This is a genomic window from Streptomyces sp. NPDC001980 (assembly GCF_040296885.1).
Taxonomy (GTDB): domain Bacteria; phylum Actinomycetota; class Actinomycetes; order Streptomycetales; family Streptomycetaceae; genus Streptomyces.
Genome location: NZ_JBEOYD010000002.1, coordinates 489,540 through 513,850, shown reverse-complemented (window position 1 = coordinate 513,850; position 24,311 = coordinate 489,540). Strand labels below are relative to the sequence as shown.

The 24,311-nt window shown below is 71.9% G+C and carries 22 protein-coding genes; 12 read left to right on the top strand and 10 right to left on the bottom strand.

Features of this window, described 5'->3' with window-relative positions; genetic code table 11:
- Positions 1–106 precede the first annotated feature (106 nt).
- On the bottom strand, positions 107–877 hold the full coding sequence (locus tag ABT137_RS04635; RefSeq protein ID WP_351702314.1) for a dienelactone hydrolase family protein: 771 nt from the start codon (positions 875–877) through the stop codon (positions 107–109).
- Positions 878–1,220: 343 nt separating this feature from the next.
- Between ABT137_RS04635 and ABT137_RS04630 the strand changes: the two genes are divergently transcribed.
- Positions 1,221–2,393, top strand: a complete 1,173-nt coding sequence (locus tag ABT137_RS04630; RefSeq protein WP_351702390.1) for an MFS transporter — start codon at positions 1,221–1,223, stop codon at positions 2,391–2,393.
- 7 nt (positions 2,394–2,400) lie between these two features.
- On the opposite strand, the gene ABT137_RS04625 is transcribed toward ABT137_RS04630, so the two are convergent.
- Together ABT137_RS04625 and ABT137_RS04620 are read right to left on the bottom strand one after the other, a co-directional pair.
- Entirely contained in the window at positions 2,401–3,066 is a 666-nt protein-coding gene (locus ABT137_RS04625) for a Rossmann-fold NAD(P)-binding domain-containing protein (protein WP_351702311.1), read from the bottom strand.
- The gene (locus ABT137_RS04620; protein ID WP_351702309.1) at positions 3,063–3,821 is read right to left on the bottom strand and encodes a TetR/AcrR family transcriptional regulator; all 759 of its coding nucleotides are present in this window, start codon (positions 3,819–3,821) and stop codon (positions 3,063–3,065) included. Before ABT137_RS04620 ends, ABT137_RS04625 begins: the two co-directional genes overlap by 4 nt.
- Between ABT137_RS04620 and ABT137_RS04615 the strand changes: the two genes are divergently transcribed.
- Entirely contained in the window at positions 3,810–4,277 is a 468-nt protein-coding gene (locus ABT137_RS04615; protein WP_351702306.1) for a nuclear transport factor 2 family protein, read from the top strand. The genes ABT137_RS04620 and ABT137_RS04615 overlap by 12 nt on opposite strands.
- Before the next feature lie 6 nt (positions 4,278–4,283).
- Here ABT137_RS04615 and ABT137_RS04610 read toward each other — a convergent pair whose 3' ends face one another.
- The gene (locus ABT137_RS04610; RefSeq protein ID WP_351702387.1) at positions 4,284–4,925 is read right to left on the bottom strand and encodes a dienelactone hydrolase family protein; all 642 of its coding nucleotides are present in this window, start codon (positions 4,923–4,925) and stop codon (positions 4,284–4,286) included.
- Positions 4,926–5,253: 328 nt separating this feature from the next.
- Between ABT137_RS04610 and ABT137_RS04605 the strand changes: the two genes are divergently transcribed.
- Positions 5,254–6,783, top strand: coding sequence for an APC family permease (locus ABT137_RS04605; protein ID WP_351702303.1), 1,530 nt, complete (start codon positions 5,254–5,256; stop codon positions 6,781–6,783).
- A gap of 48 nt (positions 6,784–6,831) precedes the next feature.
- Positions 6,832–8,292, top strand: a complete 1,461-nt coding sequence (locus ABT137_RS04600) for an aldehyde dehydrogenase family protein (RefSeq protein WP_351702300.1) — start codon at positions 6,832–6,834, stop codon at positions 8,290–8,292.
- A 55-nt stretch (positions 8,293–8,347) separates the two neighbouring features.
- On the opposite strand, the gene ABT137_RS04595 is transcribed toward ABT137_RS04600, so the two are convergent.
- Both ABT137_RS04595 and ABT137_RS04590 read right to left on the bottom strand, forming a co-directional pair.
- Positions 8,348–9,091, bottom strand: coding sequence for a YoaK family protein (locus tag ABT137_RS04595; protein WP_351702297.1), 744 nt, complete (start codon positions 9,089–9,091; stop codon positions 8,348–8,350).
- 120 nt (positions 9,092–9,211) lie between these two features.
- Entirely contained in the window at positions 9,212–10,147 is a 936-nt protein-coding gene (locus ABT137_RS04590) for a LysR family transcriptional regulator (protein WP_351702294.1), read from the bottom strand.
- 276 nt (positions 10,148–10,423) lie between these two features.
- Between ABT137_RS04590 and ABT137_RS04585 the strand changes: the two genes are divergently transcribed.
- A complete protein-coding gene (locus ABT137_RS04585) occupies positions 10,424–11,734 on the top strand; it encodes an MFS transporter (protein WP_351702291.1) in 1,311 nt (436 codons plus the stop codon).
- Positions 11,735–11,764: 30 nt separating this feature from the next.
- Complete coding sequence (locus ABT137_RS04580; RefSeq protein WP_351702288.1) at positions 11,765–12,727, top strand: alpha/beta fold hydrolase; 963 nt, start codon at positions 11,765–11,767, stop codon at positions 12,725–12,727.
- A gap of 251 nt (positions 12,728–12,978) precedes the next feature.
- Here ABT137_RS04580 and ABT137_RS04575 read toward each other — a convergent pair whose 3' ends face one another.
- Complete coding sequence (locus ABT137_RS04575) at positions 12,979–13,578, bottom strand: ferredoxin (protein WP_351702285.1); 600 nt, start codon at positions 13,576–13,578, stop codon at positions 12,979–12,981.
- 226 nt (positions 13,579–13,804) lie between these two features.
- On the opposite strand from ABT137_RS04575, the gene ABT137_RS04570 reads away from it, so the two are divergent.
- From ABT137_RS04570 to ABT137_RS04560, 3 genes are all read left to right on the top strand, one after another.
- Positions 13,805–14,251, top strand: a complete 447-nt coding sequence (locus tag ABT137_RS04570) for a MarR family winged helix-turn-helix transcriptional regulator (protein WP_351702282.1) — start codon at positions 13,805–13,807, stop codon at positions 14,249–14,251.
- A 112-nt stretch (positions 14,252–14,363) separates the two neighbouring features.
- Positions 14,364–15,191 carry a class I SAM-dependent methyltransferase gene (locus ABT137_RS04565; protein WP_351702279.1) on the top strand — a complete coding sequence of 276 codons (828 nt, stop codon included), beginning with the start codon at positions 14,364–14,366 and terminating at the stop codon, positions 15,189–15,191.
- A 38-nt stretch (positions 15,192–15,229) separates the two neighbouring features.
- Positions 15,230–16,144 (top strand): squalene/phytoene synthase family protein, encoded by a 915-nt coding sequence (locus ABT137_RS04560; protein ID WP_351702276.1) that lies wholly within the window; start codon positions 15,230–15,232, stop codon positions 16,142–16,144.
- Here ABT137_RS04560 and ABT137_RS04555 read toward each other — a convergent pair.
- Complete coding sequence (locus ABT137_RS04555; protein WP_351702273.1) at positions 16,135–18,036, bottom strand: glycoside hydrolase family 97 protein; 1,902 nt, start codon at positions 18,034–18,036, stop codon at positions 16,135–16,137. The genes ABT137_RS04560 and ABT137_RS04555 overlap by 10 nt on opposite strands.
- Positions 18,037–18,061: 25 nt before the next feature.
- A complete protein-coding gene (locus ABT137_RS04550) occupies positions 18,062–20,371 on the bottom strand; it encodes a glycosyl hydrolase family 95 catalytic domain-containing protein (protein WP_351702270.1) in 2,310 nt (769 codons plus the stop codon).
- 239 nt (positions 20,372–20,610) lie between these two features.
- On the opposite strand from ABT137_RS04550, the gene ABT137_RS04545 reads away from it, so the two are divergent.
- The gene (locus ABT137_RS04545) at positions 20,611–21,282 is read left to right on the top strand and encodes a polysaccharide lyase family 7 protein (RefSeq protein WP_351702267.1); all 672 of its coding nucleotides are present in this window, start codon (positions 20,611–20,613) and stop codon (positions 21,280–21,282) included.
- Positions 21,283–21,292: 10 nt separating this feature from the next.
- On the opposite strand, the gene ABT137_RS04540 is transcribed toward ABT137_RS04545, so the two are convergent.
- Positions 21,293–22,234, bottom strand: a complete 942-nt coding sequence (locus ABT137_RS04540; protein ID WP_351702264.1) for a ricin-type beta-trefoil lectin domain protein — start codon at positions 22,232–22,234, stop codon at positions 21,293–21,295.
- A gap of 297 nt (positions 22,235–22,531) precedes the next feature.
- Here ABT137_RS04540 and ABT137_RS04535 point away from each other — a divergent pair, with 297 nt between their 5' ends.
- Both ABT137_RS04535 and ABT137_RS04530 read left to right on the top strand, forming a co-directional pair.
- Complete coding sequence (locus tag ABT137_RS04535; protein WP_351702261.1) at positions 22,532–23,104, top strand: sigma-70 family RNA polymerase sigma factor; 573 nt, start codon at positions 22,532–22,534, stop codon at positions 23,102–23,104.
- Complete coding sequence (locus tag ABT137_RS04530; protein ID WP_351702258.1) at positions 23,104–24,282, top strand: hypothetical protein; 1,179 nt, start codon at positions 23,104–23,106, stop codon at positions 24,280–24,282. The genes ABT137_RS04535 and ABT137_RS04530 overlap by 1 nt, the downstream gene beginning before the upstream one ends.
- The last annotated feature ends 29 nt before the right edge of the window (positions 24,283–24,311 follow it).

The window sequence follows — 24,311 nt, the reverse complement described above, 5'->3', positions numbered from 1 at the left end:
GTGTGTCGGCCCCCCCAATCTCGGCCTGTTTAAGCCTGGGTGTGATCCCGGGGTTCCGGCTGGCGGGTTGCCGCCCCGCCGCTCCGCGCCGGGCGCCGACGGGCCGTCAGCTCAGGGCCGGTGCCGGCACGGGCCGGGTGAGGTGCCGGGCGAAGAAGCGGGCCGCGCTGTCGGCCTCGAACCTGGGGTGGTCCTTGTGCCTGCCCGTGTTGGCGTGCAGGGTCTTCTCCTCGGAGGCGAAGGCGTCGAACAGTGCGAGACCGGCCTCGCGCGGGATGTGTTCGTCGTCCCACTGGAGATGGAACTGGACCGGGACGGTGATCCGCCGGGCCGGCGCGGCCAGGGCGTCGGGCCAGTGGAGGCCGAAGACCGCGGCGGTGATCCTCGGGTCGGCCGCCGTCAGCGGCACCCCGATCGCGGTGGCCATGTTGAGGCCGTAGTAGCCCACCGGTCCGTCGGCGCCGATCTCGGGAAGTTCCTGGAGGGCGTCCAGGGTCGCCTGCCACTCGGGCACGGCACGCTCGGCGAGGTGGGCGTTGTAGCGGACGACGATCGGGCCTTCCGGCTCGCCCGCCTCCCGCGCCCGGTAGAGCGCGGCGATCTCCTGCTCGTCGTGCGCCGTGCGCGGCCGGTCGCCGTGACCGGGCGCGTCGATGCAGGCGACGTGGAACCCGCAGCCGTACACGATCCGGTGCGCGCGGCCCGGCATCGCCGGCCACTTCTTGTGGGTGCCGCCGCCGTGGCCGATCAGGACCAGGGGCGCGCGCTCGGAGGCGGACGCGGGCGACCAGAGCACGCCGGGGATCCCGCCCACGGTGAAGTCGCGTTCGACGACGCCGTTCGACGTCGTCTCGGCGGTGAACTGCACAGAATGCATGGGGTGTTGCCTTTCGGGATGGCCTTGAAGTCCAGGCGCTCCCGGCGACACCTACGTCGATCGCCCGACCGTGACGGAGCGAGGGAGCACCCACTCGGATACAGCGTTCATGGGTCTCACCTCCTCGGACGACGTCACGGCCCGACGGACGTTACGCACCGGGGGCGCGCGCGTCCACCGCATTTCCCGCCCCGCCCCCGCCCCCATCCATCCGTCCCTTCGTCTGGTTCGTTCGTCCAAGGGCCGCCGATCTTTGTCCATGGACGGAGCATCCGTCGGCGGCGAGGGTCGGTGCATGGGTGAATCCGCGGTCGAAGACAGGCAGGTGCCGGTGCGGGGACGGATGCCGGGCGGGCTTGTCGCGCTGGCGCTCGGCGGGTTCGGCATCGGGCTGACCGAGTTCCTGATCGCCGGGCTGCTGCCACAGGTTGCGTCGAGTTTCTCGGTGTCGGAGGCGGCCGCGGGCCGGCTGGTCTCCGGCTACGCGCTGAGTGTGGCCGTCGGCGCGATCGCGCTCACCGCGGCGACGGCGCGGCTGCCTCGCAAGCGGGTCCTGGTCGGCCTGGTGGTGCTGTTCGTCGTCGGCAACCTGCTGTCGGCGGTCGCGCCCACGTACGGCGTGCTGCTGCTCGGGCGGATCGTCGCCGCCCTCTGCCACGGCTCGTTCTTCGGCGTCGGCTCCCTCGTCGCCCGGAGCCTGGTCGCACCGGAGCGGAAGTCCCGCGCGGTGGCGGTCATGTTCGCCGGGCTGACGTTCGCGAACGTGCTGGGTGTGCCGTTCGGCGCGTCGGTCGGCGAACGCTGGGGATGGCGGGCGGCGTTCTGGGCCGTCACCGCGATCGGCGTGCTCGCGCTGGCCGGCATCGTGGCGCTCGTCCCTGCCGGGGCGGGTGCGGTACCGGGTGACGCGTCGGACGGCGGTCTGCGGGAGCAACTGCGCGCGTTCCGGTCCGTGCAGGTGTGGCTCACCCTCACCGCCACCGCGCTCGGCTACGGCGGGATGTTCGGGGCGTTCAGCTACATCGCGTACACCTTCACCGAGGTCGGCGGGTTCTCCTCGGCGGACGTCGCCTGGCTGCTGATGGTGTACGGCGTCGGCCTGGTCGTCGGGAACGTGATCGGCGGGCGGGCGGCGGACCGGGACCGGGACCGCGCGCTGGTTCTCGCGCTGCTCGGACTGACCGTCACCCTGGCCGTGTTCGGTCTGCTGGCCGGCAGTGCCCCGGCGTCGGTGGTGCTGGTGTTCCTGATGGGGGTGACCGGGTTCGCCGCCGTACCCGGCATGATCACCCGGGTGACCGATGCGGCCGGGGGCGCGGCGCTGGCCGCGAGCGCCAACGTGTCCGCGTCCAACGTCGGCAACGCCCTCGGCGCCTGGCTCGGCGGCCTGGCCATCACCGCGGGCCTCGGCTACACGGCGCCGCTGTACACCGGCGCCGCGATCACCCTGGCGGCGCTGATCGTCATGGTCGTCGCCGCGCGCCGGGCCGCGTCTCCCGCCGTGCAGAGCGGTTGAGGGCGCGTCAGGCGCCCAGGCGGTTGATGTCCTTGCTGTACAGCACGCGGCTCTCGGTCACGCCCTGGCGGGTCACCGCCAGCATGGCGCGGCCCAGGTGTTCGGTGGTCGTGGTGTGGGCGGGGACGAGGCGGTGCAGCAGGGGGTAGAGCCAGGAGGTGAGGGTGTACATGACGCGGTAGGAGCGGGTCCGGGAGACCGCGCCGTGCCGGGGCTGGATGTAGCCGGGGCGGAACATGTACGCGTTCATCGGCAGGGCGAGCAGGGCGTTCTCGGTGCGGCCCTTCACACGCGCCCACATGGTGCGGCCCTGTTCGGTGCTGTCGGTGCCCTCGCCGGAGACGTAGGTGAAGGTCGGGCCGGGACTGGCGGCGAGCACCGCGCGGGCGGCGGCGAGCGTGAAGTCGTAGGTCACGCGGGTGTATTCGGCCTCACTCATGCCTGCGGAGGACACGCCGAGGCAGTAGAAGCAGGCGTCCAGGCCGGTCAGCCGGTCGGCGAGGGCGGACAGGTCGGTGAAGTCGTCGTGGCCGACTTCGGTCAGCTTCGGGTGGGTGATGCCGAGCGGGCGGCGGCCCACCACCAGGACGCTGCCGACCGTGGGGTCCAGGAGGCAGGCGCGCAGGACGCCTTGCCCGACCATGCCGGACGCACCGAACACGACGACGTTCACGAGGATCTCCGTTGCTGGGAGGCGGCGTCCGGTGCGGGGCCGGACGTCCACCAGGCGGGGGCGCAGGCCACGGCCGCGTCGACCAGGTCGTCCTTGGTGACGGACGGGTCGTCGAGCCATGCCTTGATGGCCCCGGCGAACCCGTGGGCCATGAACTGGGCGATGACCTTGCGGTCGGCGCCGGGGCGGCCGGACGGCTCGGCACGGGCCAGGAACGCCAGGGTGTACTCGCCGAAGTGCCGTACGAGTGCCTCGTAGACACCGCTGTCCGCGGGGTCGGCGAGGGAGTTGCGGTAGACGTCCATGAACCGTTCGACGTGGTCGGCGACCCCGGCGGTGGCGATCCGGAGCAGTTCCCGGGCGGAGTGTCCGCCCTGGGCCCGTAGCTCGTCCTCCCGGCGGTGGGCGCGTTCCAGGTCGTCGTAGAGCACCTGGATGAGCGGGTCCAGCGGGGTGCTGTAACGGTTGTAGAAGGTCGCCCGGGTGACGCCGGCCCGGTCCGCGAGCTCCGCGACGGTGATCTGGGAGACGGGACGCGCCGAGGCCAGTTCCACGACGGCCTGCTCGAAGGCGTGGACCGTGCGGGTGATGCGCGGATCGATCCGGTCGTTCAGAGCACTGCCCTCCTGGTCCTGCCCTCGTGTGGTGCGGCCCTCGTGCGGGAGGCCGTTGCGCGGCCACTCCGGCAGTGCTTTTATACATCTGTCAATTAGATGGGTGCAACAAAGCTGGAGGAACCCCTCATGGCCGCCCACACCTCCGTCTCACCCCAGGAGGCCGCCGACCGGCTGGCCATCCGTGAGCTGATCGACGCCTACGCCCACTGCGCGGACCGGCGGGACGCCAAGGGCCAGATGAGCCTGTTCACCGAGGACACCCGCTTCCTGGTGTTCATGGACGCCACGGCGGCGGAGCCTACGCAGGAGCTGCACGGCCGCGACTCCCTCGCCCCCGTGTTCGACAATCTCCACACGTATCGCACGACGACCCACTTCAACGGCCAGAGCACCGTGTCCCTGGACGGGGACCGTGCGACCGGTGAGAGCTACTGCCTGGCCCACCATCTCTCGGTGGAGGACGACGGGCGACGCACGCTGATGATCGCGTCGATCCGTTATCTCGACGCGTTCGTCAAGCAGGGCGGGGAGTGGCTGTTCGCCGAGCGCCGGCTGATGGTCGACTGGACGGAGACCCGCCCCTCGACGCCCTGAGCGGCGTCAGACCGGCAGATGGCGGGTGAACCAGTCGCAGGCCAGGTGTGCGACGCGCTCCAGGGTGCCGGGCTCCTCGAACAGGTGCGTCGCACCGGGGACGACTTCGAGTCGGGTCTCGCCGGGGATCTGCCGCGCTGCCGCCTGGTTGAGCCGCAGGACCTCCCGGTCGCGTCCGCCGACGATCAGGAGCGTCGGCGGACGGACGGACGCCAGCGCGCCCTCGGCCAGATCCGGCCGTCCGCCCCGGCTGACGACCGCGCGGACCGTCTCCGGACGCGCGGCGGCGGCGACGAGCGCGGCCGCCGCGCCCGTGCTGGCGCCGAACAGCCCGCACCCCAGGCCCGCGGCGGGCTCGTACTCCCGGAGCCAGTCGGCGAGGTCGGTCAGGCGGGCGGCGAGCAGGCCGATGTCGAAGCGCAGCGCCCCCGTGGCCGCGTCGGTCCTCTCCTCCTCGTGGGTGAGCAGGTCGGCGAGCACGGTGCCGATCCCGGCCGCGTGCAGTTCGCCGGCGACGAAGCGGTTGCGCGGACTGTGCCGGCTGCTGCCGCTGCCGTGCGCGAACAGCACGATGCCCTTGGCCGCCTCGGGGACGGCCACGTCGGCGTCGAGCCGCACCCCTGCGGCGGGTATCCGCACGCTCTCCATGACCGCGTTCACGATCCCTCCTCATCTGCGGCGTTTCACGCCGCCACGGGTCCGAAACCCTCTCGGGTGATTCCTCCGGCGGAAGCCGGCACGCGGCGGGGACGGCCGTGACCACGACCGCACCGGCCGGCGCGGCGGCCGGTGGTCTCCGCGGCGGCGGCCGGACGCCGGGACCGGGCCGCGCCGGGCCCCGGCGTTTCCGGGAGATTTCCGACGGCTGTGAGTGCCGGGAGCGATGGTCACGACTTGGGTCCGAACGCTTGTGTGCTTGTGCGGCGCCGTGGACCATGGCCGGATCGCGCCCCTCCCGAGCACGCTGGAGCTCCCGGTGACCGCTGCCCCCATCGCACCCGAGCCGGTCGACGCGCCGGCCGCCGCCCAGGTGGAACGCCAGAAGCTGCGCAAGCACTTCGGCCGCTTCGACATCCTGTTCTTCCTGCTGTGCACGATCGTCGGCGTGGACACCATCGGTGCCGTGGCCAAGAACGGTGCCGAGGCGTTCACCTGGCTGATCGTGCTGGCCGTGGTGTTCTTCGTGCCGTCCGCGCTGCTGATCGCCGAGCTCGGGGCGGCCTTCCCCGACGAGGGCGGCCCCTACATCTGGACCAGCCGGGCCTTCGGGCGGCTGGCCGGTGCCGTCAACAACTTCCTGTACTGGATCACCAACCCGGTGTGGCTGGGCGGCACCCTCGCCGTCTCCGCCGTCACGGCGTACACCACCTTCTTCAACGACGGGAAGGACCTGAGCACCCCCGCCTTCTACGTCTTCACCATCGTCTTCGTCTGGGTGGGCGTGCTCGCCGCGATCCTCTCCTTCGACGTCGGCAAGTGGATCCCGACCATCGGCGCCTGGAGCCGGTTCGTGCTGCTCGGCCTGTTCACCGTCACGGTCGTGGTGTACGGGATCAAGCACGGGCTGCACGGCTTCGGCATCGGTGATTTCTCGCCGACCTACGCCGGATTCGTCGGCCTGGTACCGGTCCTGATGTTCAACTACGTCGGTTTCGAGCTGCCCAACACGGCGGGCGACGAGATGACGAACGCGCAGAAGGACGTCCCCTACGGCATCTTCCGCAGCGCCGTCCTCTCCGTGCTCCTCTACGCGCTGCCGATCCTCGGCATCCTGCTCGTCCTGCCGGTGAAGGCGATCACCGGCCTCGGCGGTTTCGTCGACGCGATCCGGCAGGTCTTCACGGTGTACGGCGGCCACGTGGCCGCCGACGGCACGCCCACGCTCAGCGGGTTCGGCACCGTGCTCGGCGACCTGGCCGCGATCATGTTCATCCTCACGGTGCTCTCCTCCGGCGTCACCTGGATCATGGGCTCGGACCGCGCCCTGGCCGTCTCCGGCTACGACGGCGCCGCGCCCCGCTTCCTCGGCGTGATCTCCAGCCGGTTCGGCACCCCGGTCCGGGTGAACATCCTCAGCGGCCTGGTCTCCACCGGCGTCCTGATCCTGGCCCACCAGCTGACCAACGGCAGCGCGGCCAAGCTCTTCGGCGCGGTCCTCGGCCTCGCCGTGTCGACCACCCTCGTCAGCTACCTGGGCATCTTCCCGGCGCTGCCGTTCCTGCGCCGCAAGTACCCGGACACACCCCGCCCGTACCGGGCCCCGTTCCCCTGGGTCATCAGCGTGGTGCTCACCCTGCTCATCCTCTTCGCCAGCGTGCAGCTGGTGGCGCCCGGGGCCGGCGACCACTGGTTCGGCACCGACTACAAGCCGGACGGCTGGACCCACGCCGAGCGCGGGAAGTACTTGCTGACGGAACTGATCCCGCTCGTCGGATTCATGCTCCTCGGTGTCCTGTTCTGGGCACTGGGCCGGCCGACCCGGACGGCGGCGGCCGTCGAAAAGTAGAGCGCGGAATGCTTGAACCGTAAACATGTGGTGCCTACGGTTGCGTCCATGCCCCTCATTCGCGAACTTCTGATCGGCGGCAAGGACGTCCCCGCCCTGTCCGGCCGTACCACCGAGGACATCGCCCCCTACACCGGCGAGGTCTACGCCACGGTCGCCGCGGCCGGGCCCGAGGACGTGACCCGAGCCGTGGACGCCGCCGACGCGGCCTTCGAGGCCTGGGCCGCGCTCGCCCCCTTCGCCCGCCGCGCGATCTTCCTCAAGGCCGCCGACCTGCTGGAGTCGCGCGCGGAGCAGGTCGCCGACCTGATGGCCCAGGAGGTCGGCGGCACCCGGCCGTGGGCCGGCTTCAACGTGGGTCTCGCCGCGAACATCCTGCGCGAGGCGGGGGCCGCGATCACCGCTCCGCGGGGTGAGGTGCTGAGCGCCCAGGAGGAGGGCACCCTGGGGCTCGCGGTACGGGAGCCGCTCGGGGTGGTGGCAGCGTTCGCGCCGTGGAACGCCCCGGTCATCCTCGGCGTCCGGGCGGTCGCGGCTCCGCTCGCCGCCGGCAACACGGTCGTCGTCAAACCGAGCGAGGACGCGCCGATCGCCTGCGGGCTGCTCGTCGCGGACGTGCTCCGCGAGGCCGGCCTGCCCGACGGGGTACTGAACGTGGTCACCAACGCCCGTGAGGACGCGGCCCGGATCGCGGAGGCGCTGATCGCCGACCCGCGGGTGCGGGCGGTGAACTTCACCGGCTCCACCGGCGTGGGCCGGATCATCGGCACCCACGCGGCACGGCACCTCAAGCCGGCGGTGCTGGAACTGGGCGGCAAGAACGCGGTGCTCGTCCTCGCGGACGCCGACGTGGACTACGCGGTGGACGCCGTCACCTTCAGCATGTTCATGAACTCCGGGCAGATCTGCATGTCGGGCGACCGCATCCTCGTCCACGAGTCCCTCGCCGAGGAGTTCACCCGGAAGCTCAGCGCCAAGGTCGCCGCCCTCCCGGCCGGCGATCCGGGCGACCCGCACACGGTGGTGGGCCCGCTGGTCACCGCCTCCGCCGCGGAGCGCGTGGCCGGGCTGGTGGCGGACGCCGTCGGCAAGGGCGCCACCGTGCTCACCGGTGGCGGCCGGCCGGAGGGCGCGGTGCATCCGGCGACCGTCCTCGCCGACGTCCCCAAGGATGCCGAGTTGTACTACGCGGAGGCCTTCGGACCGCTCGGCGTCGTCGAGACGTTCGCCGACGACGCCGCCGCGATCGCCCTCGCCAACGACACGGACAACGGTCTGACCTGCGGCATCATCACCGAGAACGCGACGCACGGGCTGGCGGTCGCACGCCGCATCCGTACCGGGATCGTGCACATCAACGACCAGTCCGTGGCCGACGAGCCGCATGCCCCGTTCGGCGGGGTCAAGGCCTCGGGGTACGGCCGGTTCGGCGGTCGGTGGGGCATCGAGGCGTTCTCCAACACCCGCTGGGTGACCCTCGCGACCCAGCAGGCGCACTACCCGTTCTGAGCACCGCGCCCGCTGCGTGTCGCGTTCTCGCCGAAGGGGCCCCGGCGGACCGGGGTCACAGCGGGTCGGTCCAGCTCGCGTCCGAGCGGGTCAGGGTGAACGCGGTCAGTGTGCAGCCGGCGAGGAGCAGGGTGGCGAGCAGCAGCGGCAGGGACGGGTCGCCGAAGCGGACTGCGCAGGCGCCGACGAGGGCTCCCGCGAACATCGCCAGGATGGACAGGGCGCGGCGGCCCGTCCTGCCGCCAGGACCACCGGCGGCCCTGCTGTCGGAGGCGATGCCGGTGATGGTCATGGTCAGGACGGTCGTGGTCAGGTCCGGTACGGCGAGGGCGCGGGCCGTCGCGTTCTGGATGCCCAGGGCGAGGCCGAGCAGTGCGATCAGCGGGTACCGGGTCCCGGCCGCACCCAGCGGGGCGTGGTAGCGGGCGACGACGTAGGCCGCCAGGACCAGGACCGTTTCCAGGACGAGCGCCACGTGCAGGACGCGGCCGCGGTGGGCCCGGCACCAGTGGGCGATGCGGCCGCCCAGCAGGGCGCCCGCCCCGAAGGCGGCCAGCGCGGCCAGCGAGGCGGCCAGGGAGAAACCGGCGGCGCCCGCGATCGCGAAGCCGGAGAAGACGACGTTGCCCGTCATGTTGGCGACGAAGACATGGCCGAGCGCCAGGTAGCTGAAGGAGTCCACGAGGCCGGTGACCACGGTGAGGGCGAGCATCACCGGAGGCAGGGGGCCGTGGCGGTCGGCCGGGTCGGGCAGCACGGTGGCCCGTGCGTCGCGCACTACGGGCCGGACCGCGTCCATGATCGACATGGTGGTCCATTCGGGTCGGGAACCGGGGCGCGCCTGGTGCGGTGCGTCACGTCCAGCGTCCGGCCGCCGCGGTCATGCTGTCCAACATATGGATCCGGACGCAGCGATCGCTCATATCGATCGACCGGCCATGTGCCGGTCGAGCACGTCGAGGAAGGCCGCGCCGGCCGGTGCCAGACGGGTGCCGTCGTAGACCACGCAGATGTGGTGCACGGCTTCGTCGTCCACGAGGCGCAGCACCCGGGCGCCGCGGGGCAGTTCGCCGGCGGCGTCGAGGCCCAGCAGGGAGCCGGGGCCGACGACGGAGGAGCGCGGGACGACGGTGACGCCCACCCCGCGTACGGCGAGCCGGATCATGTCGTGGATCTGGCCGACCTCGAAGTCCTGGCCCGCCTCGACCCCGGCGCGGGCGAAGGCCGCCTCGACCTGCAGGCGCAGGCCGCTGCCGCGCGAGAACTGGATCAGCGGGTGGCTGTCCGGCAGCTCGGCGAGGTCAATGGCGTCCCGGTCGGCGAGGGCGTGCTCGCGGGGTACGACGGCGACCAGCGGGGCGCTGCCGAGCACCCGGTGGTCCAGGTCCTCCGGCACCTCCCGGGCGGCCATGCTGACCACCGCGACATCGAGGGTGCCGGCGAGGACCGCGGCGGCCATCCGGGAGCTGGGCGCGTTGGACACCCGCAGGTCGATGCCGGGGTGGCGGGCGCGGTACTCGGCCGTCACCTCGACCATGTCGAGGGAGACGGCCATCGTCTGCACCAGGCCGAGCCGCAGCCGGCCCCGGCGCAGCCCGGCCAGCGCGTCGAGGGCGGCCTGGGCGTTGTCGACGTCCGCCAGGATGCGCCGGGCCAGCGGTTCCAGCAGCTCACCGGCGGCGGTCAGCCGTACCGACCGGCTCGTGCGGTGGAACAGCGGGGCGCCGACGTCCTTCTCCAGCCGGGCGATCTGCTGGCTCAGCGCGGACTGCGCGACATAGCAGCGGGCGGCGGCCCGGGTGAAGTTACGGGTGTCCGCGACCGCCAGGAAGTACTTCAGATGCCGCAGCTCCATGGCATCAATCTCTCCTGCCGATGCATTCCCGTCAATCAATCCGCCTGGCAGATCCGTCTCGGCGCGCGCGGCGCCCCGGCCGGGCCCCCGGGGCTGCCCGTTCGGGCAAAGGGCGAGCTGGGAGGGCCTCTCTGCTTGCGGGGGCGCGGTTTCGGCGCGTAAGAAAGCCGCGTAGGAAAGCTGGGAAGGCGGGGACCGGGGGCGCCCGGCCCGGCATCCACCTCTCGCGGAGCGGCGGCGACATGGCAGTCACCACGAAGGGCGACGACGGCGGCGGTGGCGGTGGCTCCCCGACCCCCGGTTCGGCCTGGGCGCCGCTGGCGCTGCCGGTGTTCCGGGCCCTGTGGATCCGCGCTGGGCGCGGTCAACATGAACCTGGCCCGCGCCATCGGACCGGCCGTCGGCGGTGTGCTGGTCGCGGCGGCGGGCGCGGGGTGGACGTTCGCCTTCAACGCGGTGTCCTACCTGGGCATCGTGGCCGTGCTGCTGCTGTGGAAGCGTCCCGCGGGCGCGGCCGTCCCGGCCACCGAGGGCGAGGGGTTCTTCACCGCCCTGTACGCGGCCCGCCGTTACGTGTGGAACGCGCCCGGCGTCCGGAGGGTGCTGCTGCGCACCGCGCTGTTCATCCCGGGCGCCGCCGCCGTCTGGTCCCTACTGCCGCTCATCGCGGGCGACTCGCTCGGCCTCGGCTCCGGCGGATACGGTCTGCTGCTGGCCGCCGTCGGGTTCGGTGCCGTGGGCGGTGCGTTCCTGCTGCCCCGGCTGCAGAAGCTGCTCGGCGCGAACGGCGTCCTGGCCGCCGGGGCCGTCGCCTTCGGTGTGGTCCTGGCCGTCCTGGCCACGGTCCACGTCACCTGGGTGGTCACGGTCGCGCTGCTGCCCGCCGGGGTGGCCTGGATCGCGGTCCTGTCCACGCTCAACGCCGCGACCCAGACCCGGCTGCCCGGCTGGGTGCGTGCCCGCGGGCTCGCGGTGTACCTGCTGGTCTTCCAGGGCGGCCAGGCCCTCGCCGCCCCGCTGTGGGGCGCACTGGCCCAGGGCGCGGGGCTCGGCACCGCCCTGCTCGTGGCGGCGGGGCTGCTCGTGCTCACCGCCGGCACCGTCCCGCTGTGGCCGCTGTACGACGCCGCGCGGATCGACCCGACCCCGTCCGACCACTGGCCGACCCCGCCCCTGGTCTACGAGCCCGGCCCGGCCGACGGCCCGGTCCTCGTCTCGATCGTCTACCACGTCTCCCCCGACGACCGGGTGGCCTTCGCCCGGGCCATGGAGAACGTCGCCCGCTCGCGGCGCCGGACCGGGGCGCTCACCTGGGGCCTGTACGAGGACGGCACCGAACCCGGCCGGTTCATCGAGAACTACCTGGTCGGGTCGTGGGCGGAGCACCTCGCCCAGCACCACACCCGGCAGACCGTGACCGACCAGCGCTTCGAGGAGCAGGCCCGGTCCTTCCTGCTGCCCGGCACCACGCCCGAGGCCACGCACGCCTTCGACGCCGCGGTCGCGGCGGGGAAGGGCCACCGGCCCCCCGAGCCGCCGCCGGCTCCGGACGCCGCCCCCGCGGCCGGAGCCGGGCAGGGCGGGTAGTCGAAGATCATTGCGCGTACGCTCGTGCACATGGTTCAGCATCGAATGGTCGACGTGAACGGGATCCGGCTGCACATCGCCGAGGAGGGTTCCGGCCCACTGGTCGTGCTGCTGCACGGCTTCCCCGAGTCCTGGCACTCCTGGCAGCACCAGTTCGGCCCGCTGGCCGCGGCCGGCTTCCACGTGGTCGCTCCCGACCAGCGCGGGTACGGAAGCAGTGATCACCCCGCGGACGTCGAGGCGTACGACATCTTCCACCTGGTCGGCGATGTCGTCGGGCTGATCCGGGAGTTGGGCGAGGAGCGGGCGTTCGTCGTCGGGCACGACTGGGGCGCGCCGGTCGCCTGGCACACCGCGCTGTTCCGCCCCGACCTGGTACGCGGGGTGGCCGGGCTGAGCGTGCCGCCGCCGTTCCGCGGGGCGCAGCCGCCGCTGGAGACGATGGACCGTAGGTTCGGCGGCCGCTTCTACTGGAACTACTTCAACCGCCCGGGTGTCGCCGACGCCGAGTTCGCCCGCGACCCGCGCACCACGCTGCGGAAGTTCTTCACCATGGCGTCCGGGGAGGGCGCCGGCACCGGCGAGATCCGGCAGCCGCTGGTCGACCCCGAGCGCGGCTGGCTCGCGGACATGCCGGACCCGGAGACCCTGCCGCGGTGGTTCACCGAGGTGGACCTCGACGCGCTCACCGAGAGTTTCTCCCACGGTTTCACCGGCGCCCTCAACTGGTACCGCAACCTCGATCGCAACTGGGAACTGACCGCCCCCTGGCAGGGCGCCGTCGTCACCCCGCCCGCGCTGTACGTCTACGGCGACCGCGACCTGGTCCCGGCGTTCCCCGGCACACCCGAACTCATCGAGCGTCTACCCGAGTTGATGCCGAACCTGGTGCGCGAGCCGCTCAGGCTGGCGGGCTGCGGCCACTGGACCCAGCAGGAGCGGCCGGACGAGGTGAACACGGCGCTGCTCGACTTCCTGAACTCCCTTTCCTGAGCTTGTTCCTCATGGCCTGACCTCGAACGATGCCCCGAACGTGATCACTCGTCCGGGGATCCCAGGGACGTGAACACGGCGTCTTCGACGCCGGCTACGACGCTCCGCGCATGGCTCATCTGCTGGAAGGACTGCCGGTGCAGGTCCGCTCCGCATGGATCGACCGCACCGGCGAACTGCCCATCATCAAGGGCACGTTGATCACCCCAAGGCCGCTCGGCTGTCCGGAGAACACCAGAATCAGTGGTCCGTCACAGGTTCAGCGTGGGGAGTTCCTCGTCGGTGCGGGGCTCGCGGTTCTCGATCAGCCAGAACAGGTAGCCGCGCAGGTAGTCCTCCAGGCCGTCGTCCAAGTAGGCGGCGTACTGGTGGAGGGCTTCCTTCTCGTTCTGGCGGCCGTCGAGTTCCTCGGCTATCCAGGCGCGGACCGACTCGCGCCCGGCCCACCACTGTCTCACCGCTTCGGGAGTCCACCGTTGGTCGCCGTCCCAGGCGTAGCCACCCTGCGGTTCGTCGGCGGCGATTTCCACCAGTCCCGCCACCTCGCGGGGATTGGCGGGCTGGCGGTACACGAACTCGTAGTGCTCGTCGCTGGAGAGCACCTGGTCGGGGAGGTAGTACGGGCCGTTCAGGCCGTCGTCGGTCACGCCCGCGTAGAACGGACCGGGCACGTTGAGCCGGCTGCGGTCCTCCCAGCGCCCGTCGCCCATCGAGTCGGTGAGCTTACGGGCGCTGGGCAACGGATCCCAGTACCGCAGTTCCTGCCAGCGCCCTTCGGTCGGATGGGCCATCAGCCGCCGCCGCATCCGTGCCGCCGAGTGCGCGAGTTCTCGATCCCAGGCCTGTTCCATCGCGTCCGCCTCCCATCGGGCGAGATCACCTCGGAACCTACGGGACTCCCTCCAGCGGAGTCCAGAAACGGCCGGACAACCGGGCCCGCGCCACGTGCCGTCGCCGCGTCTTCCACCCGGACCGGGCGCACCGAGCATCTTGAGGTCGAAGAACAAGCTGAGTGCCTGTGCGAGAGCCACCAGTTGACACCTTGACTGTTAGGTCCTTAACAGTCAACTTCGAAGCATGGACAGTCCCGGAAACGTCTCCACCGGTCCGCTTGAGCAGCTCAAGGCGATCAACTGGGCTCAGGCGCAGGCAGGGCAGGAGTGGATCCGTTCCCGGGGACTCAGCGTGCAGCAGGCGTTCGTGCTCAGCTACCTTGCCGACCACCCCGGAGCCATCCAGCGCGACATCGCGCAGGCGACACGGACGACGGCCGCGAACGTCTCCGGAGTCCTGCGCGGCCTGGAAGCGCGGCACCTCGTCGAGCGTCGCTTCGAAGGCGGCGACGAACGCAGCAAGCGTGTCTTCGCCACCGACGCCGGGATCGCGCTCGTCTCCGGACACGAGGAGGCGATGACGGCCGTGGACGAGTCGATCCTCGCGCCCCTCACTCCGGCGGAGCGGGCCACCCTCCAGGCACTGCTCGACAAGGTCACCGCCGGTCTGCCGCACCTCGGCAGACCCTGACCCGCACGTCGAAGCCGCCGGAACCACATCCCGTCACCCACCGTGCCGGCAGGGGCCGACGCGCGCCCGAACCTGCCCGGACGAGCGCGCGACAAGGAACGGAGCACCATTCATGACGACCCGAGCGGAACAGACCCTGACCCTGATCCGCGAGGTGTGCGCCCTCGGCCGCGTCGCGTTCGACCGCCCGCACACCGCCGAGGGCGACACCGCCGCCGGACGTGCGCTCGTCCAGGGACTTCGGGCCGCCGATCCGGGCGGCGAGCCCAGTGACATCTCCCTGTCCTTGGGCCTGTTGGCGCCCCGCGCCCCGTACTTCGACCAGCTCGTGCTGGACGCCGTCGCGGCCGGAACCCGCCAGGTCGTCAACCTCGGCGCCGGCTACGACGACCGCGCGCTGCGGTTCAGGCACGCCGGCGTGCGGTTCTTCGACCTGGACCTGCCGGACGTCATCGCCGACAAGGCCCGCCGCCTCCGGGCCCTGGACACGGACAGCACCCACGTCACCCTGGCCGCGGTGGACTTCGCCACCGACGACGTCGCCGACGTGCTGGCAGGCGTCGGGCACGACGCCCGGCAGCCGACCCTCTTCATCGGCGAACACCTCGTCCTGTTCCTTCGACCCGGCGCCGCGGAAAGGCTCCTGACCGGTGTCTCCGGCCGCGCGGCGAAGGGCAGCTCCCTGGCCCTCACCGCCGAGGTGCACCCCGCCGGCCTCGATTCCGCGCTCGTCGTCTCGACGGTGGACGACGTGATGTTCGGTGGCGCCGGCCCCCTGCACACCATCAAGGACCGCGAAGCCTGGCTGACCCTGCTCAAGCAGCACGGCTGGCAGGTCGAAGGCGCCTCCGAGCCGACGGCCGTCGACCACTTCGAGCTGCCCGTGGCCGACCGGCCGGTCCGCATCCAGACCCAGTTCCTCACCGCGACGACCGCATGACGTGGGGGCGGAGAACGGCGTACCTCTACGATCATTGCGTGAGCGCGTGGAACAAGACCCTGACGGCGGCAGGCATCACGGACCCGGAACTGCGCCGGGACTACAGCGTCCAGCGTCGGCTGGTGCGGCAGTACCGGCGCAGCGCCTACCTGGCCTGCCGGGTGCTGCTGCCGCCCGCCGTGCTGCCCCATGTGGTGGCCGCGACGGCCGTGATGCACCACGGGGACAGACTCCTGGACTCCGGCCCGAAGCCGGAGCGGGCGGCGGCCTGGGACGTCTGGGAGCGGCGGGTGCGCACCGCGCTGGAGACCGGGACCAGTGACGATCCGCTGATCCGCACCCTGTTGCACACCGTCACCGCGTACCCACGGCACCGGGAGGTCGTGGAGTCGTATCTGGCCACCGCCGCAGTCGAGTTGGAGTTCGACGGCTTCGCGACGGAGGCCGACTACCAGGCCTATGTGGACGCCTACTCGCTGCCCGCCTTCCTGCCGATCGCCGGACTTCTGGGGCCCGAGAGCGACACCGACGGGCGGTTCCGGGCGGGTTGCCGCACGCTCATCGACGGCAGCCAGCGGCTGGACTTCGTCAACGACCTCGCCGAGGACCTGCGGGACGGACATCTGGGCATCCCGGCGGAGACCCTGAAGCGTTTCTCGGTCACGGCGGAGGACCTCGAAGCGCGCCGGGCCTCCGCCGGGCTGCGCTCCCTCGTGGAGCACGAGGTCGAGGCGGCCCGGGCCGATCTGCGGTCGGGGCGGGAGGTGCTGGGCCTGATGCCGGCCGCGCACCGGCCGATGGTGAGCGCGCTCATCGAGATCGAGCTGATGACCGCCGAGGCCGTACTGGCCCGCGGTACGGGGGTGCTGCGGGGTTCGGCCTCACCGTCCACGGCGGGCACCCTCAAGCTGTTGCTCGGTGCCCGCCGGGCGGCGGTGCGCGCTCAGCGGTAGCAGGTGGTGACGCCCGGGTGCCAGGGGCAGGCGATCCCGGCGAAGCCGCCGTCGGCGACGACGTCGATGCTCAACTCATCACCTCCGTGCAGGACTTGACTGTCCTGGACGAGGCCGTCGGCGCCGTCCCGGATCGTCTGCACCAGCCAGCGTCCCCGGCCGATGGTCAGGGGCACGGTGGCGGTGTGGGCGGCACCGGCGTACACCCCGCCGAGGAACCAGCGGTCCCCGCTGCGGCGGGCGAGGACGGCTTCCTGTCCGGGGCGGCCGGCGAGGAGGCGGGTGTCGTCCCAGGCGGCGGGCTCCTGGTCCATGAAGTCCCGGGCGAGGGGCCGTTGGTCGTACGACTCCGGGGTGCCCGCGAACATCTGGAGCCCCGACTCGTAGGCGACGGTGAGCCCGGCCTCGGCGGCGTCCGAGTTCGGGCGCAGCCCGACGCGCTGGAAGCCGCCGGGGGTGAAGTCCATGGAGCCGATGACGTTGCGGGTGAAGGGCAGGGTGGTGAGGTGGGCGGCGGTGTTGGTGCGTTTCTCCTCGCCGCCGACGGCCTCCATGCTCATCACCTGGGGCCAGGTGCGCTGGATGCCCTTGGGCAGGGTGGCGCCGTGGAAGTCGACCATGAGGTGGTGGGCGGCGGTCTCCGCGAGGACGGTGTCATACCACTGGAACATGGACTGGGCCTCGGAGTTCATGAAGTCGATCTTGACTCCCTTGACGCCCCAGCGTTCCAGGGTGGGCAGCCACTGGGCGCGTTCCTCGGGGGTGTCGAGGTCGCGCTGGTGGATCCAGACGATGATCCCGACGCCCTTGGCCCGCGCGTAGTCGACGAGTTGCGGCATCCAGCTGTCGGTCTGCCAGTCGGGGTCGGTGACGTCCCACTCGTCCTTCTTGAAGTACCAGCCGGAGTCGACGGCCTCGTACGGCCAGTGGTGTGCGGCCGCGTAGTCGACGTACGCCTTCTGCGCGTCGAGGCTCTGCCCCGCGGTGCGGCCGCCGGCCAGCCAGGTCCACAGCACGGTGCCGGGGCGGATCCAGGAGGTGTCGGCGACCTTGGAGGCGGGGGCGAGGTCGTCGGTGAAGGTGGATCGGGTGACGGTGGCGAGGTCTCCGGTGATCATGGCCCGCCAGGGGGTGGTCAGGGACCCGTCGGTGTGGACCTGGCTGTCGGCGAGCTTGATGCGGTACGTGCCGGTGCCCTGGGTGTGGGCGAGCCGGGCCCCGGAGTAGGTGCCGCTGAGGTCGGACTCGGCGAGCAGGGTGTAGCCGCCGTCGGTGGCGAACAGGGCCTGGTCCGAGTACTCGCCGGTCGGGGCGGTCGCGGCGGTGTACTGGTTGAACTGGCCCTCGTTGTCGACCCGGTAGGTGCTGAGCCAGGCGCCCGCTTCGGACGGCAGGTCGAACGCGGAGGTCTCGCCGAGGACGTCGCCGTACCCGGCGGGCAGGACATAGCGGTAGGCGATGCCGTCGGCGGAGGCGCGGACGACGAGGTCGAGGCGGGCGCCGGCGGCGGTGGCGAAGGACAGCCGGGTCTCGTTCATGCGCACCCGGCGGTCCAGGCGCTTGCCGGACTTGGCCCGGTAACGCTCCTCGACCGTACGGTCCTTGCGGTGCAGGAAGCGCAACCCCTGGGAGAGGTCGGCCTGTTGGGTGACGATGCCGACGGGCGACGGCTCGATGACCGTACGGCCGTCGCGGGAGACCGCGAGGCTGAGGGTGCCGGTGGTGTCGTCGAGGGCTATCCGGGCGCGGGGCGCGTGCGCCGCCTCGGTCACGGTCCAGGTGTGCGGCTGCCGCTGCTCGGCCCCTGCGGGCCCGGTCGCGGTCGCGAGGAGGGTGGCCGCCAGCCCGGTACAGAGCGCGGCGGCCATGGTTCTGGTGAGGGGAACGGTCATGAGAACCCTGCCTTCCGGTCGGTCGTTACGGCAGTCCCCACGCCGCGCCCGGTTCGCTGACGGCGACGGGGGCGATGACGAGGTCGGGGCGGGAGCCGGCGTGCACGAGGACCTCGCGGCCGCGGGGCAGGTCGATGGCGAGGGTGCCGTCGCCGAGGTCGTGGGTGCGGGCCGGGGTGCCGTCGTCGAGCAGGACGGTGAGGGGGCCGGCCATGCCGTGCCGCAGCTTGAGGGGCTCACCGGCCAGGCTGCGGATGCGGATGAACCGGGTGCTGCCCGCCTTGCGCACCGCGCTGACCAGGAAGGCGCCCTGGGTGCGGAAGTCGTGCAGGGTGAGGTCCGCCCAGGCGGTCGGGACGGCGGGGAAGACGCGGATGATCCCGCCCCAGCTCTGGCAGAACATGTCGTGCAGGGACTGCGAGGCGGACAGCGGGGTCTCGATGACCGGACCGGCCTCGGTGTAGTGGGTGTTGGCCCGGCAGGGGTAGCGGGTCGTGGGGTCGAAGAACTTCCGCAGGTAGCCGATGGCGGTGTCGCCGTCGCCGGTCATCGCGTACATCGAGGCGGCCCCGGTGTAGCTGTAGCCGCGGTGGGCCCCGGTCAGCGCGTGCCAGCGGACGACGGACTTGGTGATCAGGTCGCGGTTCTCGGGCTGGTCCCAGTTGACGAGGTACAGCGGGTACACCATCAGCAGGTGCGAGTAGTGGCGGTGGGACTGGGCGTACGGCGTGCCGGCGCCGATCATGAAGCCGTTGTCGTCGACCGGGTACGGGGTGAGCCGGGCCAGTATCTCCTGCCAGCGGGGCTTCAACTCGTCGTCGATGCCGAGCAGTCCGGCGGAGTCGAGGAGGGTCTGGCAGCCCCAGCGGATCAGGGCGAGGTCGTAGTTGGTGTCCTGCGGCGGGACGACCGGGTACTCGGGCGAGAGCGTGCTCGGCAGGTGCAGCCTGCCGTCGCTGCCCGGGGTGAGGAAGTGCCAGTAGTAGTTGATCGTGCGGCGGAGCACCGGGTAGATCGTGTCGCGGAGGAGGGACTTGTCCATGGAGTGGCGGTAGGACAGCCAGACGTTGTGCAGGGCCCAGGTGAGGTCACCGGTCTCGGCGCCGGTTCCCGGTTGTCCCACCTCCCGGTTGGCGAACATGTCGGAGCTACGGCCGATGCCGGAGCTGTCCGTGCGGTAGGCGGCGGGCACGTTGGCGGTGAGCTGTTCCTGGCTCTGGCGCAGGGTGGTGGCGAGGGAGTCCAGTTCCGGGTGGTTGAAGGCGTGGATCAGCCAGTATTCGAGCTGGACGTTGAGGTTCCACCAGACGGCGGGCCAGGGGGTGGGTTCCAGCCAGGGGCCGGGGGTGGCCATGACCGGGCCGTCGGCGCGGCTGGCGGAGGCGACCTTGTAGAGCTGGATCCAGTGGAAGCTCTGCAGCCGCTGGTCGGGGAACGACACGAAGCTCTTGCGGTAGAAGGCGTGCCACCAGCGGGTGTGACGTCGCCTGAGTGTGCTGTATGACATGGCACTCCGCAGGTTCCGCCGGGAGTCCGCCTCGGCGGCACTGTCCGAGGGGAAGCTGTGCCCGACGCTCAGCAGGAGTTCGTCGCCGGTACGGCGGTAGGAGGTGGCCGTCTGGCCGCCGCCGGTGAGAGGTTGGAGGACCTGTTCGGTGCCGTCGGCCGTGGTGCGGGTGGTCCAGGGCGGGTTGGCGGTGTAGCCGGCGGGCGGTGCCTCCTGGATCTTGCGGGGGCTGATGGCCTCCTCGGGGTGGAAGGTCCAGGTGACGTGCTCGCCGCCGCCGGCCGTGGCGCGGACGGCGAGGACCTCGTCGTGGACGATGGCGGCGAGGGCGAGGGTGCCGGCGGTGGTGGTGACGGTGCCGGTGAGTTCGGCGTTCCACAGGCTGAGGCGCCAGTCGACGGCGGTGATGGTGCCGGCCGGTTCGAGGGTGAGGTGTCCGACGGGCAGGCGGGCGGTGCCCCAGCCGCTGCCGAACTCGGGCCGGTGGTCCTGGACCCGGCCGTGCTGGACGGTGAAGCGGATCTGGTTGGCGCCCGGCTCCTGGTAGATCATGCTGCCGAGCAGCCCGTCACCGAGGAACGGCCCCTCGTACCAGAGGGTCGGCAGCCTGGTCCACAGCAGGTCCTGGCCGCGCAGGAACCGGTCCCAGGCGCCGTCGGTGGTCATGGTGTTGCGGAGTTTCCAAGGGCGTCGGGCCCCCGTGGCAGCCGGTTCCGTCGACGCCGCGTGGGCGGTTCCGGGCAGGGTCACGGCCGCCGCTCCGCCGAGGGCGGTGCCGAGTACGGCTCTGCGGGGCACCGGCGAACGTTGCTCCGGGTGCGAGGTCATCATCGTCCTCCATACCTGACGGATCATCGATACATCGGGTGTATCGGGGAACCTAGGGACCCAGCTTGCACCTGTCAACAACCCCAACACGGCTACGATCACGTCGACTTAGGTCAATGAACTGGCTTGAGCTCCATGTTCACATCGATAACCCTGACCCAAGTCCTTGACTCCTCCGATGTATTGGAGTTGCCTGCGATCGCGCCATCTCTCGACTCCCCCACCGGAAAGGACAGTCGATGAACCGGAGATCCCTCTTACGGGCCGGCACAGGAGCGCTGTTCGCCCTTCCCCTGACCGGCTTGACCGACGGCGTCGCCGTCGCGGCCGCCGCCCCGACCGACGGATGGACGCAGACCTCGTTCACCTACAGCTGGCAGAAGCCCTGGAACCTCGATCTGAGCGACCGGCACAGCTCCAGCGGGGGCGTCGAGCGGATGTGGGTGTACGCCACCGACGAGCCGTTCGAGGAGGGCAGCGACACCGACCCGCGCACGGAGATGCGCTGGAAGGTCGACTACAGCACGGGCGACCACATGTGGGACGCCGACGTCTATCTGCCGTCCGGCACCGACGGCGCGACCTTCGTGCAGATCCTGCGGAGCGTCCATCCCTCGGGCACCCCGGCGACGGACATCATGCTCGACGTCTACGACACCGGCGGCGGCACCGTGCGGCGCTACGACGGCACGGTGCTCAGGACGGACGCGTACGACACCTGGTTCAACGTCAAGATCGCGCACGAGGCGAGCACCGGGACCGGGACCGTCAAGGTCTACCTGGACGACTCCCTCGTCCTGACCGTCGACGACCGGGGCCCGGCCACCCGCTACTTCAAGAACGGCGTCTACAACCACGGTTCCGGCCGTGCGGAGGCCCGTTTCCGCAACCTCCGCTACTGGACCAGATGACCGGCCGTGGTCAGCCCTTGCGCCACTTCTGGTTGGCGGTGCCGGAGCAGGTCCACAGCTGGAGCTTGGTGCCGTTGGCCGTGGCGTTGTCGGTGACGTCCACGCACTTGTCGGCCAGGGCGCTGACCAGGTCGCCCTGCGCGCTGAGGTAGAACAGCTGGGCGCGGTTGCCGCTGCACTTGGCGACCTGGATCGCGGTGCCGTTCGCGGTGTTGCCCCAGGCCAGGTCCATGCACAGCCCGAGCGAGCGGATGGTGCCGTCCGACTGGAAGACCCACTTCTGCTTGGCGGCGCCCGAGCAGTCCAGGATCTCCAGCCGGGTGCCGTCCCCGCCCGCGTTGGTGACGTCGATGCACCGGCCGGATCCGGTGCCGATGAGCTTCACGCCGGGGACGGTGGGGGTCTTCGTACCGGTGCTTCCGGACGAGGTGCTGCCGGACGAGGACTTACCCGAGGACGACGAGGACTTGGTGCCGCTGGACTTCGAACCGGAGGACGTGGAGCCCGAGCCCGAGTTCGAACCGGAGCCGACGGTGCCGCCTCCCGACTGCTGCCCGGTCGAGCCGGTGCCCGTGCCGCCGGCCGACCCGGAACCGCCGGAGGTGGTCTTCTCGGGCTTGTGGGAGGAGGTGTGCGAGGGCGACGGGGACGAGGACGGCGACGGGGACACGGATTCGGTCGTGCTGGACAGCGTCGTCGGCTCCCCCGCCGCCACCACCGCGGCCGGTGTGGTGTCCGGGTCGGGGAAGAGGTCCACCCGGCTCAGCAGCGGCACGGCCAGGGCCACGACGACGGTGAGCCCGGCCGCCGCGCCGACGGTCGCCCACACCCGCATTCCCGGCACGAGCCCGCGGCGGGGCATGGCGGGCCGACGGGCGAAGGTGTCGCTGAAACGTCCCGCCGGGGTACCGGGCCGTTCCGCCGAGGGCCGGGGTTTGCGAAGGGGCGGCACGTCGTCTCCTGAAGGTCTCGTGAAGGTCTCGGAACACCCGGAACATGCAGGGGCACAGGAACAGTAACCAAGGCACGGCACCGATCCGCCCGCCCGCCCACGAAGATCCCGCCGAACGTCACCTTCCGTCCACCTATGCGGAGTTGCCTGTGACGAATCTGTTGAAGTCCGGGGCGGGTGCGGCTTCGGGAACTGGCGTTATTCGCGCTAGCGTTCGTGCCTGACACGTTTCACAGTGACACAGAGCAACCCGGCACGACAGCACAACAGCACCACCGACACCGGAAGGCGGAGGCCGTGAGCCTCATCGACCATGACCGCGCCGACGGCGCGGACCGGACGCTCGGCCTCCTTCTCGCGGAGCGCGACAGCCTGCGCCGCTTCGTGACCGGCATGATGGGGCGCGACCCCCACGGCGCGGAGGACGTCGTCCAGGAAACCCTGTTGCGGGCCTGGCAGTCGGCCGGCCGGCTGGACTGGCGGGACCGGCCCATCCGGATGTGGCTGTTCCGGGTGGCCCGCAACCTCGTGGTCGACGGCCGGCGCCGGGACCGGACCATCCCGGTGGGGATCACGGCGGCGGACTTCGGCGGCGCCGCCCCCGCGCCGGTGCCCGACCACGCGGAACAGGTCGGTGACCGCCGGGTGCTGGTCTCCGCCCTGCGCACCCTCGCTCCCGCACACCGGGAGGCCGTCGCCCGCGTCCATCTGCTGGGCCAGCCCGGCGACGACGTGGCCCGCCAGCTCGGGCTGCCCCCGGGCACGGTCAAGTCCCGCACCCATCACGGGATCCGCGCGCTGCGCGCCACCCTCGACTCACACGGCTGCCGCCCGGCCGGGACCGAGCATCTCCGGGGAGAGACGACCTGATGACCTCCGACACCATCACCACCCTGCTCGGCCTCGTCGGCGTCCTGGTGCTGGTCCTCGCCGTCACGCACTGGCTGGTCCGGCGCGGCGGCGGCTGGAAGGCCCTGTGGCGCCGGCTCGGGCGTGAGATCGCCCTGACCGTGAAGGCGTTCACGGGTCCGGTCCGCACGGAGCTGCGTTACCGGCGCGGTCTGCGGCTGCTGGTGCGGCTGCTGCGCGACCCGGCCGTGTGGGCCGACGCCGAGCGGGCCACGGCGCTGGCCGCGGCCGTCCGGCCCGGGGTCCGGCCCTACGGCGTGCTGGCCGGCCCGGAGTGGATGGCCGTGCTGGTCGCGGCGGACGGCGACGCGCTGCGCGAGCCGCCGGAGCCCTGGGCGGCGGACGAGAGCGACCCGCGGCTGTGGTGGATCGACCGTGCCGATCTGACGGCCGACGGCGTGGAGACCGCCGTACCGCTGCTGGTGTGCGTGGGGCACGACATGGGCCACGCCGTGCTGCTCGACGTGCGTTCCGGTCCGCCCGCGCTGTCCGTGTACGGCCCGTCGCGCGCCGCCCGTTCGGCCCGCGCCGTGCTCCAGGCGCTGGCCGCGCAGCTGGACGCCCGGCTGCCGGAGGGCCGGGTCGCCATCGCCGACGGGGTGCACCCGCGGCATCCGGGGATGCCTGCCGCGGCGGCGGTCGGGCAGCCCGGCATCGAGGTCGCGGTGTGCGCCGACCCCTTGGAGCGGCCGTTGCCGTCCGGTGTCCGGCTGCTGAGCCTGGGCGTGGCCCGGGGCCGGACCCGGCTGCTGGAGATCGCCCCGGACGCGGTGCTCACGGTGCACGGCGCGCCCGCCGCCGCCCGGGTCGACGTGCTGCCGCTGTCGCGGGCCGTGGCCCGGACGCTGGCCGCGCTGCCGCCGTGCCCGGACCTCCCGCACGACGAACCCGTGGATCCGGCGGACGCCCTGTCCGCGGCCGACCCCGACCTGCTCCCGGACGAGCCGGACCTCGACGCCGGCGCGGCCCCCGTCGCCGGGCCGACCGGGGTCTCGGCCACCCGGCCGGTCCCCGCGCCGGAGCCGGCCGCCGCACCGGTGCCCGCTCCGGCCGCTGCCGTCGAGAGCGACGACGACTTCGCGGAACCGAGCACCTCCGAGGCGGCCGGCGTCTCCGCGACCTCGCCGCAGGCACCGTGACGCCTTGACCGCCGTACCCGTCCCCCGAT

Bases quoted from the DNA above. Each gene is read 5' to 3' on its own strand.
- ABT137_RS04635 (WP_351702314.1), bottom strand. From the start codon at position 877: ATGCATTCTGTGCAGTTCACCGCCGAGACGACGTCGAACGGCGTCGTC.
- ABT137_RS04555 (WP_351702273.1), bottom strand. From the start codon at position 18,036: ATGACCGTTCCCCTCACCAGAACCATGGCCGCCGCGCTCTGTACCGGG.
- ABT137_RS04530 (WP_351702258.1), top strand. From the start codon at position 23,104: ATGACCTCCGACACCATCACCACCCTGCTCGGCCTCGTCGGCGTCCTG.
- ABT137_RS04570 (WP_351702282.1), top strand. From the start codon at position 13,805: ATGGACAGTCCCGGAAACGTCTCCACCGGTCCGCTTGAGCAGCTCAAG.
- ABT137_RS04630 (WP_351702390.1), top strand. From the start codon at position 1,221: ATGCCGGGCGGGCTTGTCGCGCTGGCGCTCGGCGGGTTCGGCATCGGG.
- ABT137_RS04610 (WP_351702387.1), bottom strand. From the start codon at position 4,925: ATGGAGAGCGTGCGGATACCCGCCGCAGGGGTGCGGCTCGACGCCGAC.
- ABT137_RS04550 (WP_351702270.1), bottom strand. From the start codon at position 20,371: ATGACCTCGCACCCGGAGCAACGTTCGCCGGTGCCCCGCAGAGCCGTA.
- ABT137_RS04615 (WP_351702306.1), top strand. From the start codon at position 3,810: ATGGCCGCCCACACCTCCGTCTCACCCCAGGAGGCCGCCGACCGGCTG.
- ABT137_RS04590 (WP_351702294.1), bottom strand. From the start codon at position 10,147: ATGGAGCTGCGGCATCTGAAGTACTTCCTGGCGGTCGCGGACACCCGT.
- ABT137_RS04595 (WP_351702297.1), bottom strand. From the start codon at position 9,091: ATGGACGCGGTCCGGCCCGTAGTGCGCGACGCACGGGCCACCGTGCTG.
- ABT137_RS04545 (WP_351702267.1), top strand. From the start codon at position 20,611: ATGAACCGGAGATCCCTCTTACGGGCCGGCACAGGAGCGCTGTTCGCC.
- ABT137_RS04580 (WP_351702288.1), top strand. From the start codon at position 11,765: ATGGTTCAGCATCGAATGGTCGACGTGAACGGGATCCGGCTGCACATC.
- ABT137_RS04600 (WP_351702300.1), top strand. From the start codon at position 6,832: ATGCCCCTCATTCGCGAACTTCTGATCGGCGGCAAGGACGTCCCCGCC.
- ABT137_RS04565 (WP_351702279.1), top strand. From the start codon at position 14,364: ATGACGACCCGAGCGGAACAGACCCTGACCCTGATCCGCGAGGTGTGC.
- ABT137_RS04575 (WP_351702285.1), bottom strand. From the start codon at position 13,578: ATGGAACAGGCCTGGGATCGAGAACTCGCGCACTCGGCGGCACGGATG.